General features: G+C 35.4%; 11 protein-coding genes. 10 read left to right on the top strand and 1 reads right to left on the bottom strand.

Annotation, left to right across the window (positions count from 1 at the left end; all coding sequences use genetic code 11):
* Positions 1–67 precede the first annotated feature (67 nt).
* From pfkA to CEF14_RS00800, 3 genes are all read left to right on the top strand, one after another.
* The gene (gene pfkA / locus CEF14_RS00790; protein ID WP_102691072.1) at positions 68–1,027 is read left to right on the top strand and encodes a 6-phosphofructokinase; all 960 of its coding nucleotides are present in this window, start codon (positions 68–70) and stop codon (positions 1,025–1,027) included.
* Between the two features lie 20 nt (positions 1,028–1,047).
* A complete protein-coding gene (pyk, locus tag CEF14_RS00795; protein ID WP_102691073.1) occupies positions 1,048–2,808 on the top strand; it encodes a pyruvate kinase in 1,761 nt (586 codons plus the stop codon).
* 62 nt (positions 2,809–2,870) lie between these two features.
* Complete coding sequence (locus CEF14_RS00800; protein ID WP_102691074.1) at positions 2,871–3,260, top strand: FxsA family protein; 390 nt, start codon at positions 2,871–2,873, stop codon at positions 3,258–3,260.
* Here CEF14_RS00800 and CEF14_RS00805 read toward each other — a convergent pair.
* Complete coding sequence (locus CEF14_RS00805) at positions 3,241–4,239, bottom strand: AI-2E family transporter (protein WP_170061391.1); 999 nt, start codon at positions 4,237–4,239, stop codon at positions 3,241–3,243. The two genes, CEF14_RS00800 and CEF14_RS00805, sit on opposite strands and share 20 nt — an antisense overlap.
* 217 nt (positions 4,240–4,456) lie before the next feature.
* On the opposite strand from CEF14_RS00805, the gene citZ reads away from it, so the two are divergent.
* From citZ to polA, 7 genes are all read left to right on the top strand, one after another.
* On the top strand, positions 4,457–5,572 hold the full coding sequence (citZ, locus tag CEF14_RS00810; RefSeq protein ID WP_102691076.1) for a citrate synthase: 1,116 nt from the start codon (positions 4,457–4,459) through the stop codon (positions 5,570–5,572).
* Between the two features lie 79 nt (positions 5,573–5,651).
* Positions 5,652–6,917, top strand: a complete 1,266-nt coding sequence (icd, locus tag CEF14_RS00815) for an NADP-dependent isocitrate dehydrogenase (RefSeq protein WP_102691077.1) — start codon at positions 5,652–5,654, stop codon at positions 6,915–6,917.
* A 78-nt stretch (positions 6,918–6,995) separates the two neighbouring features.
* A complete protein-coding gene (gene mdh / locus CEF14_RS00820; RefSeq protein ID WP_102691078.1) occupies positions 6,996–7,934 on the top strand; it encodes a malate dehydrogenase in 939 nt (312 codons plus the stop codon).
* 264 nt (positions 7,935–8,198) lie between these two features.
* Positions 8,199–8,645, top strand: a complete 447-nt coding sequence (locus CEF14_RS00825; protein WP_102691079.1) for a MaoC/PaaZ C-terminal domain-containing protein — start codon at positions 8,199–8,201, stop codon at positions 8,643–8,645.
* A gap of 62 nt (positions 8,646–8,707) precedes the next feature.
* Positions 8,708–9,427, top strand: a complete 720-nt coding sequence (locus tag CEF14_RS00830; RefSeq protein WP_102691080.1) for a response regulator transcription factor — start codon at positions 8,708–8,710, stop codon at positions 9,425–9,427.
* Positions 9,427–10,962 (top strand): two-component system histidine kinase PnpS, encoded by a 1,536-nt coding sequence (pnpS, locus tag CEF14_RS00835; RefSeq protein WP_102694249.1) that lies wholly within the window; start codon positions 9,427–9,429, stop codon positions 10,960–10,962. Before CEF14_RS00830 ends, pnpS begins: the two co-directional genes overlap by 1 nt.
* 804 nt (positions 10,963–11,766) lie before the next feature.
* Entirely contained in the window at positions 11,767–14,394 is a 2,628-nt protein-coding gene (polA, locus tag CEF14_RS00840; protein WP_102691081.1) for a DNA polymerase I, read from the top strand.
* The last annotated feature ends 12 nt before the right edge of the window (positions 14,395–14,406 follow it).

The following is a 14,406-nucleotide window of genomic DNA, read 5'->3' on the forward strand; positions in this document are numbered from 1 at the left end:
AAGCTATACATATACATCTAGTCTTTACAATATGCTCGAGTGAAGAATGGGCAGGAGGTTGATCAAGATGAAAAAAATAGGCGTATTAACTAGCGGTGGAGACGCTCCTGGCATGAACGCTGCTGTCCGTGCAGTTGTCAGAAAAGCACTTTATCATGGCATTGAAGTTGCAGGAATTTATCATGGATATCAAGGCCTACTAGATGGAACTATCGAAAATTTAGGCGCTGGTGATGTAGGGGACATTATTCAACGGGGTGGGACAATGTTATATTCTGCTCGTTGTCTAGAATTTAAAACAGATGAAGGTCAACAAAAGGCAATCGAACAATTAAAGAAACATGGAATTGAAGGACTTGTTGTCATCGGAGGAGATGGATCTTACCGTGGGGCACTTGCTCTATCGAATAAGGGATTCCCATGCATTGGTGTACCGGGAACAATTGACAATGATATTCCTGGTACAGATTATACAATCGGTTTTGATACAGCTTTAAATACAGTAATAGAATGTATCGATAAAATTCGTGATACAGCTACTTCTCATGAGCGTTCTTTTATTATCGAGGTAATGGGAAGAGACGCAGGTGATTTAGCACTTTGGGCAGGTCTTGCAGGCGGGGCTGAAACAATCATAATCCCTGAAGTTCCAAACGATATAGATGGATTGGTAAATCGTTTAGAACAAGGGCATGAACGTGGAAAAAAACATAGTATTATAATTGTTGCAGAAGGTGTAATGTCTGGTGGAGAATTAGCAAAAATTCTTAAAGAAAAAGCCGACATCGAAACGCGTGTATCGGTCTTAGGACATATTCAACGTGGAGGTTCGCCAACTGCTAGAGATCGTGTACTTGCAAGTCAACTCGGTGCAAAGGCGGTAGAAGTTTTAATGGAAAACCGCGGAGGTGTAGCTATTGGCATTCGCAATCATGAGGTGGTAGACTATGATTTGAATGAAGCCTTTAACAAGGAACATAAAGCGGAATTATCAATGTATACTTTATCGAAAGAATTATCGATCTAACAAATTGGAGTGGTAAATCAATGAGAAAAACTAAAATTGTCTGTACTATTGGACCCGCAAGTGAATCGCAAGAAACATTAGTTGCATTAATCGAAGCAGGTATGAATGTAGCTCGCTTAAACTTTTCTCATGGTAGTCATGAGGAACATGCAGTACGTATTAAAGCAATTCGTGAAGCAGCGAAAAAAACAGGGAAGGTTGTAGCTATTTTACTTGATACAAAAGGACCTGAAATACGTACTCATAATATGGAAGATGGAGCAATTGAACTTGTAACAGGCCAAAATATTGATATCTCGATGACTGAAGTTCTTGGTAACAAAGAAGTCTTCTCTATCACTTATGAAAGACTAATCGAAGATGTAGAGGTTGGATCCGTTATATTACTTGACGATGGATTAGTTGAATTACATGTAACAGGTATTGATCAAGAAGCAGGTTTAATCCATACAAGAGTTGAAAATGCAGGCGTATTAAAAAATAAAAAAGGTGTCAATGTACCAGGAGTCTCTGTTCAATTACCAGGTATAACAGAAAAAGACGCACAAGATATTCTATTTGGTATTGAACAAAAAGTAGACTTCATCGCTGCTTCCTTTGTTCGTCGTTCATCAGATGTTATGGAAATTCGAGAATTACTTGAACAAAATGGTGGTAATCATATTCACATCATTCCAAAAATCGAAAACCAAGAAGGTGTCGATAATATCGATGAAATTATTCAAGTATCAGACGGTCTCATGGTTGCTCGAGGTGATCTTGGTGTTGAAATTCCTGCTGAGGAAGTACCAATTGTTCAAAAGAATTTAATCCATAAATGTAACAGAGCAGGAAAACCTGTTATTACAGCTACTCAAATGTTAGATTCGATGCAACGTAATCCACGTCCAACACGTGCTGAAGCGAGTGACGTTGCTAATGCCATTCTTGATGGTACTGATGCCATCATGCTATCAGGTGAAACAGCTGCTGGCCTTTATCCTGTTGAATCTGTGAAAACAATGGATAAAATAGCAAACAGAATAGAAAAAACCTTAGATCATAAACGAATTGTAAATGAGCGTAGTAAAGAAAAAGGATCTAACATGACTGAAGCAATTAGCCAAGCTGTTGTTCACACATCTTTGAATCTTCAAGTATCTGCTATTTTAGCACCGACTGAAAGTGGTAATACGGCTAAGATGATTGCAAAATATCGACCAGGTGTACCAATTATTGCAATGACATCTTCAGATGAAGTTTGTCGAAACCTTGCACTTGTGTGGGGCGTCATTCCTATTGTAGCTCCTCAAGTAACTTCAACGGATGAAGTATTAGAACAAGTTGTCCAACAAAGTTTAGATAAGGGTTATGTAAAACATGGCAATTTAGTAGTGATTACTGCTGGTGTGCCAGTAGGTCAGGCAGGTACAACTAACTTGATGAAACTACATGTAATTGGAGATATGCTTACAAAAGGACAAGGCATTGGAAAATCTACTGCAATTGGTAAAGCATTAGTTGTGCGTAATGCAGCTGAAGCATTAGCAGAAGATACAAAAGATCGTATTATTGTGACAATTGGTTCAGATCGCGAAATGATGCCTGCAATTTCGAATTGTGCTGGTTTGATAACAGAAGAAGGCGGATTAACAAGCCATGCTGCTGTGGTAGGTTTAAGTTTAGGCATCCCTGTTATAGTTGGAGTTAAAGATGCAACTAAACTAATAAAAAATAACCAAGAAGTTTCAATGGATGCCGTTTCAGGTGTTATCTACTATGGTGCTTCCAGAATTCTATAGTACAAAAAACCGCATTCATATAGATTTTAAATCTATAGAACTCTAAAAAAGAGGTGAAGACAATGCGGAAATTTTTAATGTTCTTAATTTTAGTTCCGATTATTGAAATATGTGTTGTTTTATTATCTGGTAAATTAATTGGCGCTTTTCCAACTCTATTATTAATAGTTGTAACAGGGATGCTTGGTGTATATCTAGCTAAAACAAAAGGTATAAAAGCTTTCCAACAACTAAAGATAGCAATTGAAAGAGGGCAAGCACCAGGAGATGCGATTATTGATGGAGTTTTAACATTTGTTGGTTCCGTCTTACTCGTTCTACCTGGGTTTATCTCAGATATTCTTGGTATTTTATTGGTAATGCCAGCAACAAGAAAGTTATTTAAACCAATGATTTATTATTGGTTGCGTAAAAAAATGAAAAAAGGTCAAATTATTTTGATGCAAAAATAGGGTGACGTTTTAATTTAACTGCGATTAATAATATGAATGGGCTAATAATTATACCTGCAACCCCAAATAGTAGTAAGCTGATTGCACTTAAGATGAAGGCGTGTACCGAGCGAATCTGCATGGTAGACGCCCACATCATAGATTCGGCGAATTGCCTTGTAAGCTGTATCACTACATATAAAATTAGTAATTGGATGCCCAATGCTACTTTTCCTATCGTTATGAAAATAATACTAATAGGAATTAAGAAAATGCCAATTCCTAAAAATGGCAAGAAATCGCAAATTGAAATCAGTAGTGCTTTTCCAACTGGTTGTGAAAATCCTAGTATAAAAAAGCCAATTGATAATAACGCTAAAGTGATCATTAATAGACGAACTTCAACAGAGATAAAATAACTAAATATTGTAGTCGCCTCTTCAAAAATACTTTGAAAAGACTTTCGAAAACGAGCAGGAATATAGGTGAAAAACCAATATTTATTCCTGCTCGTTTCGTATAATGCGAAGTAAAAAGCAACGATAAAAATAGTAACCTCAACAAGATTTTGCATGATATCCTGTATAGATTGAAAAATTTTGCTCAACATTATATCGAATAGATTAAATAATTGTTCTCTAATTTGAGTAACGATCGCCGAAGGGATATGAATGAATGATGAGGCTTCTGATAAATTTTCTTTTAAAACAGGTAATGTATCAATAAGTACTGAAGCGAGGAATAGTAATCCTACTGCTAAGCCTACAACTATAAGTATTTCAGTTAGAAGTGCAGAAAGAAATGAAGGTAATTTTACTCGTTTATGGAATAATTGAAGTAAAGGAGACAGAAAATAAGCAAGAACGATTGCTAAAGTTACTGGAAGAATGAGCCATGCGAAAAGAACTAAAAAGAGTATGAAACTCCATAATTTTATATTATTTATGATGTTTTTGTCTGAAATTTTAAAAATGTGGTCACCAGCTTCCTTATTTACCAATTTATGTTTTCTTAATAGTTTTAATATTTTCTATAAAATGCTTATATTTTCTCCATAAAAGCGTTTTTTCATGATTTGAGGGTTTTTCATTCACAAAGACGTCATAATTTATTATAATATCAATGTAAGCGATTTACTTATAGGTTCATATTGATTTTTTAAGTGTCGAAATTTGATTTTTTACACTACTTTAATACCTAAAAAGGAGCGAGAAATAATGGCAACAACTAAAGGTTTAGAAGGCGTTGTAGCAGCTGAAACTAAGATTAGCTCAATCATTGATGATACTCTTACATATGTAGGCTACAACATTGATGATTTAGCAGAAAACGCATCTTTTGAAGAGGTAGTTTACTTACTATGGCACACACGTTTACCGAAAGCGGACGAATTAGCTGAACTTAAACAACAACTAGCAGATAATATGGCAGTGCCACAAGCAGTATTAGATCACTTCAAAACTTACGATCTTAAATCAGTTCACCCAATGGCAGCTCTACGTACTGTAGTATCTTTATTAGCTTTATATGATGAAGACGCAGAAGATATGTCAGATGAAGCGAACTACCGTAAAGCTATCAAATTACAAGCTCGTATGGCAACTGTAGTTACAGCATTTGGTCGTATGCGTGCTGGTAAAGAACCAGTTGCACCTAAAAAAGATTTATCTTATGCAGCTAACTTCTTGTACATGTTAACTGGTAAAGAACCAGAACCAATTGAAGAAGAAGCTTTCAACAAAGCTTTAGTTCTTCATGCAGACCATGAATTGAATGCATCTACATTTACTGCTCGTGTATGTGTAGCAACATTATCTGATATGTATTCAGGTGTTACTGCTGCAATTGGTGCTCTTAAAGGACCTCTTCACGGTGGCGCAAACGAACAAGTTATGAAAATGTTATCTGAAATTGGTTCTATCGATAACGTAGAATCATACATCCAAAACAAATTGGATAACAAACAAAAAATCATGGGATTCGGACACCGTGTATACCGTAAAGGTGACCCACGTGCAAAACATTTACGTTTAATGTCTGAAAAATTGACTAAACTAAAAGGTAAACCTGAACTTTACGAAATGTCAGTTAAAATCCATGACATGATTCAAGAACAAAAACATTTACCAGCAAACGTAGACTTCTTCTCAGCATCAGTTTACGATTCACTAGGTATTGATCATGATTTATTCACTCCAGTATTCGCTGTTTCACGTGTATCTGGTTGGGTAGCTCATATCCTAGAACAATATGCTAATAACCGCTTAATTCGCCCACGTGCAGAATATGTTGGACCTGGTATGCAAAAATATGTACCAGTTGAAGAAAGATAATTGTTATAATGGTATTATCGTAGGGCGGCGCTTATTTAGCTCCTGCCCTACGTGTATGAATATAGGAGGCAAGGAACAAATGTCTAACGAGAAAATCGTAGTAGAAAACGGTGTACTTAATGTACCAAACAACCCAGTTATTCCATTCATCGAAGGTGACGGAATCGGCCCTGATATCTGGGCAGCTGCTTCACGTGTAATCGATGCAGCAGTAGAGAAAGCTTATAATGGCGAAAAGAAAATTCAATGGCTTGAAGTTTTGGCTGGTCAAAAAGCATTCGACAAAACTGGCGAATGGTTACCACAAGAAACTCTAGATAAAATCAATGAATATTTAATCGCTATTAAAGGCCCTCTTACAACACCAATCGGTGGAGGTATTCGTTCACTAAACGTAGCATTACGTCAACAACTTGACTTATATGTTTGCTTACGTCCAGTGCGTCACTTTGAAGGTGTTCCTTCTCCAGTTAAACGCCCAGATGATATTGATATGGTAATCTTCCGTGAAAACACTGAAGATATCTATGCTGGTATCGAATACAAAGAAGGTTCAGACGAAGTTAAAAAAGTTCTTAACTTCTTACAAAACGAAATGGGTGTAAACAAAATTCGTTTCCCAGAAACTTCTGGTATCGGTATTAAACCAGTATCAAAAGAAGGTACAGAACGTCTTGTACGTGCTGCTATCAACTATGCAATCAAAGAAGGCCGTAAATCAGTTACTTTAGTTCATAAAGGTAACATTATGAAATTCACTGAAGGTGCATTCAAAGCTTGGGGTTATGCTGTAGCTGAAAATGAATTCGCTGATAAAACTTTCACTTGGAACCAATACGATGCTATTAAAGCTGAACAAGGTCAAGAAGCTGCTGATAAAGCTCAAGCTGAAGCTTTAGCTGCTGGCAAAATCTTAGTAAAAGATTCTATCGCAGATATCTTCTTACAACAAATCTTAACTCGTCCTAAAGAGTTCGATGTTGTTGCAACAATGAACTTAAACGGTGACTATATCTCTGATGCACTTGCTGCACAAGTTGGTGGTATCGGTATTGCTCCAGGTGCTAACATTAACTATGTAACTGGACATGCAATTTTCGAAGCTACTCACGGTACAGCTCCAAAATATACTGGTTTAGATAAAGTAAACCCATCTTCAGTACTTCTTTCAGGCGTACTTATGCTTGAACACTTAGGATGGAAGGAAGCTGCTGACATGATCACTGCTTCAGTTGAAAAAACAATTGCTTCTAAAGTTGTAACTTACGACTTTGCTCGTCTAATGGATGGCGCTACAGAAGTTAAATGTTCTGAATTCGCTAATGAATTAATCAAAAATCTTTAATTCACATATGTGTAACATATGAGGGAAAAGGGTTCATCCCTTTTCCCTTTTTTATATTATTAAGGGAGGTTTTTTATAATGGTTTCTAATCGTAAAAAAATCTCAGTAATCGGCGCTGGCTTCACTGGTGCTACTTCTGCATTCTTAATAGCACAAAAAGAACTTGGAGATGTTGTTTTAGTTGATATTCCACAAGCTGAAAAACCAACAATAGGGAAAGCTTTAGACATGGCTGAAGCTGCTCCAGTTCAAGGCTTTGACTGTCATATCATTGGCACTTCAAATTACGAAGACACGAAAGATTCAGATGTTATTATTATCACTGCAGGTGTTGCCAGAAAACCTGGTATGAGCCGTGACGACTTAGTTCAAATCAATCAAAATATTATGAAAACGGTAACAGGAGAAGTGGTTAAATATTCTCCGAACGCAACGATTATTGTATTAACGAACCCAGTGGATGCAATGACTTATACAGTCTATAAAGAATCAGAATTTCCTAAAAACCGAGTTATAGGTCAATCAGGTGTTCTTGATACTGCTCGTTTCCGTACTTTCGTAGCAGAGGAATTAAACATTTCTGTTAAAGATGTAACTGGTTTTGTACTTGGTGGTCATGGTGATACGATGGTACCACTTACTCGATACTCTTATGCAGGCGGTATCCCACTAGAAACTTTAATTTCTAAAAAGCGATTAGATGAAATCGTAGCACGTACTCGTACAGGTGGTGGCGAAATCGTTAACTTACTTGGTAATGGTTCTGCTTACTACGCTCCAGCAGCTTCTCTTGTAGAGATGGCTGAAGCAATCCTTAAAGATCAACGTCGTGTATTACCTTCAATTGCATACCTAGAAGGAGAATATGGTTACAATAGTATATACCTAGGTGTACCAACTATATTAGGTGGTAACGGTATTGAACAAATTATCGAATTAGATTTGACTGCTGAAGAAAAAGCTGCTTTAGATCAATCTGCTGAGGCAGTTAAAAACGTTATGAGCCTTCTTGCTTAATAATTTTATTTCCAAAAATCGGGTAGGCATTTGCCTATCCGATTTTTTATAGAAAATTCAGTTTTAAAAGATAAAGAAACTTATTAAGTAAACTAAAAGGATCACTCTAATCAATTTCATCATGCAAAAACGAATAAAAACTAGAGAATAGATTTTGGGAATGGATTAGGATCAACTGAAAATAATACTTTTCGCTTTCGTACTCGATTTTTCTTTGGATTATTGATACTATGAAATTACTGAATATTTCAAAGGGGGAATCCTGTGTTACTTGATAAAAAAAGAAAGCTGGGCAAACAGCTTGAAGAATTATCAGTCGGGGAGTCGATTCAGCTTACAGAAAAAATTGAGGATAAAGATTTGTTATTATACTTAGGAATAACAAATGATAATAATCCTTTGTACATACAACATGACTATGCTGCTCAAACCACTTATGAAAAACCAGTTGTACCAACTATTATGTTGATAGGAATTGTGACATCAGCTATTTCAAAATATTTACCTGGTGCAGGTTCATATATACGTGAACAAACATTCCAATTTCCTAAGCCTTTATACCATTATGAAACCATTCAAATACAACTAATTGTTGAGCAAATAAATTTAGTTGATCGTGAAATTATCATAAAGGTAGAAGGTACAAATGATAAGGAAGAGATTGTGCTAGTGGGAACTGTTGTAGCAATCCCACCAATTCATCCAAAATAAATTTCAACTTAAAGCAAGTAGATTTGAGATGGGGGTTTCAAATCAGCTGCGGAGGCATAAAAATGACAAACAAAATATTAGTAGTAGAAGATGAAATATCGATTGCAACCTTATTACAATATAATCTAAAACAAGCTGGCTATGAAGTTGTTACAGCAAACGATGGACGTGCCGGTTTAGATCAAGCTATTTCTGAAAAACCGGATTTAATCTTGTTAGATTTAATGTTACCGAAATTGGATGGCATGGAAGTTTGTAAAGAATTACGTATGAAGAAAATCAACACGCCTATAATTATGCTTACAGCAAAAGATGATGAATTTGATAAAGTGCTAGGACTTGAATTAGGTGCAGATGATTATATGACAAAACCATTTAGTCCAAGAGAAGTAATGGCACGTGTAAAAGCAGTATTGAGACGTTCAAAAGTTATCGATCAACCTCAGGATGAAAATGAACAAGCTATGGGTGAAAAATCATATCATATAGGCCATCTAAACGTTTATCCTGATCGTTTTGAAGCGTTCTTGGATGACCGATTACTAGAATTTACACCTAAAGAGTTTGAATTACTGTTGTATCTTTTAGAAAATAAAAATCGGGTGTTAACACGCGATCAATTATTAAGTGCTGTGTGGCATTATGACTTTGCGGGTGATACGCGTATAGTAGATGTGCATATTAGTCATTTGCGTGATCAAATTGAAGAGAATAGCCGAAAACCAAAATTTATTAAAACAATTCGAGGATTAGGCTACAAATTTGAGGAGCCAAAAAATTGATACAGTCATTACGTTTACGTTTATTGTTTGCTTTTGGATTGTTATATATCATCACTTTAGCTGGCCTCGGCTTTACATTAGGTCAGCTATTTCCACTTCTAGTGAAAGACTCAATCAGAACAAATGTTATCAAATCAAGAGAAAATGTCACACATGCTATAGAAAAAGGACAAATAGATTTAACAAACTCACAAAAAAATTCAATCCTTGATGCGATTACTTATCATACAAAGATTCAAGATATATCGGATATTCGCCTACAGCTATGGATCTTACTGGCTATAATTTTTGTGATTACTTTTATTATCTTAATAGTAATCACATATCGACTTATCAAAAACCTATCTCAGCCGATTGATAATGTTATGATGACTGCTCATGAACTTTCAAAAGGAAATTATCTTGCTAGGGCATATGAAGTAACTGGATCGCCAACATTACAATTGAGCAAGGCAGTGAATGGACTTGCAAGAAATTTGCAAGATATCATGATTGTTCGTGAAATTGAACAAGAACGCTTGAAGACATTAATTGAAAATATGGGAAGCGCTCTTATTATGATCGGTAGAGAAGGAGATATTACGATTGTCAATCGAGTTTTTACCGAGTTATTTGATCAACAATACGAAGATGTACAAAGCCAACTTTTCCGTGAATTAGGGTTACCTCATGAATTAGAAGAATTTGTAGATTATGTCTTTAGAACAGAAGTACCATATAGAAAACAAATTCACATTAAAATTCAACATGAATACCGTGATATGGAAGTATATGGTGCACCTGTAGTTGGAGAGCATGGCTTGTGGCTTGGCGTTGTGATTGTGATGCATGACATTACAGAATTAAAAATGTTAGAACAAATAAGAAAAGATTTTGTCGCAAATGTATCTCATGAACTTCGAACACCGATTACATCTATAAAAGGTTTTTCGGAAACACTTTTAGATGGTGCATATAAGGAAGAAGAAACGCTTCTAAGCTTTTTAGAAATCATAAATAAAGAAAGTAATCGATTACAAATATTGGTGAATGATCTACTCGATTTATCGAAAATTGAAAAGACGGGCTTTACTGTTAATATGGAAAAAACAAGTTTACGTGATGTGATTATACGAACAATTGAAATGACGCATCAAAAGATAGAAGAAAAACATATGCGGTTTGAAGCGAAAATTGATGAAGAAGTTTATATTTATGGTGATCCCAATCGCTTAGTGCAAGTGGTGATGAATTTAATGGTCAATGCGATTAACTATTCACCAGAAAGAACGAAAATTACGGTTCATCTTTTTGAAAAAGATCAAAATGCCATTCTTGAGATTTCTGATGAAGGAATTGGGATAAGTAAAGAAGAAATTCCACGAGTATTTGAACGATTTTATCGTATAGATAAAGCACGAAGTCGAAATTCTGGTGGAACGGGATTAGGGTTAGCAATCGTAAAACACCTAGTTGAAGCGCATCATGGGAAAATACAAGTGGATAGTGTTGTTGGAAAAGGAACAACAATGCGTCTCATTTTTCCAAAAATTTAACTCTAAGATTATTTTATAGGACTGTTTAGGGGAAAAGTGATATTACTGCTTAAATAGCTAGATAAAAACTAAAGATAAGATGAACTTTATGGTTAAACTAAGTTAGATCAAAAAACGGGGAATTCCTCGTTTTTTGTATTTACTTAAATCAATTTCATAATTCAAAGATACGCTATATCTATTTGAACGTTGTCTAAGAAGCGAAAGATGGCGAGTCCTCGAAAATGCATTCGCATTTTCTTTGTGCGGTGGTAATTCAAGGAAGCTTATTCAATGTCCTGCGGGAAAGCGAGACAGGTGAGATCCCGCAGGTAGCATCAGCGAACGAGGAGGCTCACCGCTCGCTTAGCACGAAAGCACCATCTGGAGTGGCATATTAAGAAAAACTATATATAAAGTATAATCCGAATTATGGTTTGTACATTTATAAATCATTCGTTTTTTTTAACTGGAAAAGCATTTATGAAATGGACTCCCTTAAAGGAAAAATAAGAAAAAGATAGCTATGTTTATTGACTTTACAATATCTTTACAATGTCTTTATATAAACCAAAAATAGCAGCTTTATACTAATAGTTGAAGCCCCCTTCAAATTCTTTCTAAAAAGAGAGTCGCAGTTTCATAGCGCTCTCTTTTTATTTTATTATAAAACCGAACGTTTTTTCGTATATTGAACAGCACTCTTTTCCTTTCCGCTAATAAGCATGTTAAAATAGAGAATGAGAAATAGCTAATGAAATCTCTATAATATGCAGAAAATGAATATAAAGAATAAGCGATTTAACTATTTAGGAGTGTGCCTATATGACAAAGGAAAAGTTACTTTTATTAGATGGTAATAGTTTGGCGTATCGAGCGTTTTTTGCGTTACCATTATTAACAAATGACCATGGTATCCATACGAATGCAGTATATGGATTTACAACGATGTTGCAAAAAATAGTAGAAGAAGAAAAGCCAACCAAAATGCTTGTAGCATTCGATGCTGGTAAAACAACATTTCGACATAAAACCTATTCAGAATATAAAGGTGGTAGACAAAAGACCCCTCCTGAATTATCGGAGCAATTTCCATATTTGCGAAAACTGCTAGATGCATATCAAATTAAACAATACGAGTTAGAAATGTACGAAGCAGATGATATTATTGGCACATTGAGTAAACAAGCAGATGAACAAGGCCTTGAAGTAATTATTGTTTCAGGTGATAAGGACTTAACGCAATTAGCATCTACTAATACAACAGTTTATATTACTCGAAAAGGTATGACAGATATTGAACACTATACACCGGAGCATATAGGAGAAAAATATGGCCTAATGCCACATCAAATTATTGACATGAAAGGCTTAATGGGCGATTCATCTGATAATATTCCTGGTGTTCCAGGTGTTGGTGAAAAAACTGCGATCAAACTACTTACCCAATTTCCAACTGTTGAAGAAGTGTATGAACATATTGATGAAGTAAGTGGAGCAAAGCTAAAAGAAAAACTTGTGAATAACGAAGCGCAAGCGAAAATGAGTAAACAACTTGCGACAATTAACCGTGAAGCACCTATTGAAATAACAATTGATGAATTACATTACGAGGGACCAGATGTTGATAAGTTATTTGGTTTATGGCAAGATCTTTCATTCAAATCTTTAATTGAAAAAAGCAGTTATAAAGCAGAAGCTAAAGAAACAACCGCATTAAAATTTGAAATTGTGAACGATCTAACAGAAGAACAATTGACAAGCCCAATGGCTATGCATTTAGAGTTAGCAGATGAACATTATCATACTTGCGAAAAATTTGGAATTGCGCTAACTGCAGGCGAAATAGCTTATTATATTCCATTTGAAAATGCTTTAAAATCCAAAGAATTTATCGCATGGCTTGAAGACGAGACAAAAAGAAAGTACTTATTTGATTCAAAAGCAACACAAGCAGCATTATTAAGAAGTGGAATCAAACTAAATGGTGTTGATTTTGACTTTTTATTAGCAGCATATATTCTTAATCCTGCAATGTCATCTGATGATGTAGCAGCCGTTGCAAAGGAATTTGGTTACTCAGATGTTCAATCAAATGATGTTGTATATGGTAAGGGCGCAAAAAAAGCCATTCCAGAACAAAAGGTTATTGCAGAGCATGCAGGACGCAAGGCAACTGCTGTTTTTAGTCTTCAACCAAAACTTGAACAACGTTTAAACGAAAACGAGCAATATGATTTATATCGTAATCTAGAATTGCCACTTGCTACGATTCTTAGTCAAATGGAGAGCCAAGGTGTATCTGTTGATCGTCATCGATTAGTTGAAATGGGAGCTGAATTAACAGCTAAATTGAAAGATATCGAGGAAGATATTTATGAAGTTGCAGGAGAAAAATTTAATATTAATTCGCCTAAACAATTAGGTGTTATTTTATTTGAAAAATTAGGATTACCTGTTATTAAAAAAACAAAGACAGGTTATTCAACAGCTGCTGATGTACTAGAAAAATTAGCCCCAGAGCATGAAATTATTCAGCATATTTTACAATACCGTCAATTAGGAAAGTTACAGTCGACTTATATTGAGGGGCTTTTAAAAGTCATTCATCAGGATGATCAAAAAATTCATACTCGTTATCAACAAGCATTAACTTCAACAGGTCGTCTAAGTTCAACAGATCCTAACCTTCAAAACATTCCAGTGAGATTAGAAGAGGGGCGTAAAATCCGCCAAGCATTTGTGCCTTCTCATGAAGGTTGGAAAATGTTCGCTGCCGATTATTCTCAAATTGAATTACGGGTACTTGCACATATGTCAAATGATGAAAATCTAATTAACGCTTTTAAACATGGTATGGATATTCATATGAAAACAGCTATGGATGTTTTCCATGTAGAGGCAGAAGATGTCACTTCAAATATGAGACGGGCAGCAAAAGCAGTTAACTTTGGAATTGTTTATGGTATTAGTGATTATGGTTTATCTCAAAACTTGAATATTACGCGAAAAGAAGCGGCTGATTTTATCGAACGTTATTTCAAAAGCTTCCCTGGTGTTCAAGAATATATGAAGAATATTGTGGAAGAAGCGAAGAAAAAAGGGTATGTGACAACAATTTTGAACCGTCGACGTTATCTACCTGATTTAAATAGTTCGAACTTTAATTTGCGTAGTTTCGCAGAACGCACTGCGATGAATACCCCAATTCAAGGTAGCGCAGCAGATATTATCAAAAAAGCTATGATTGATATGGCAAAAGCATTAAAAGAACATCATTTACAAGCAAAAATGTTATTACAAGTACATGATGAATTAATCTTTGAAGCACCAGAGGAAGAAATTGCAACATTAGAAAAACTGGTACCAGAAGTGATGGCTAACTGTATACAACTAAAAGTACCATTAAAAGCAGATTTCGCATCAGGTGCTACTTGGTATGAAACGAAATAAAGGAGCAGTGAT

It is taken from the genome of Rummeliibacillus pycnus (genome assembly GCF_002884495.1).
Classification (GTDB): domain Bacteria; phylum Bacillota; class Bacilli; order Bacillales_A; family Planococcaceae; genus Rummeliibacillus; species Rummeliibacillus pycnus.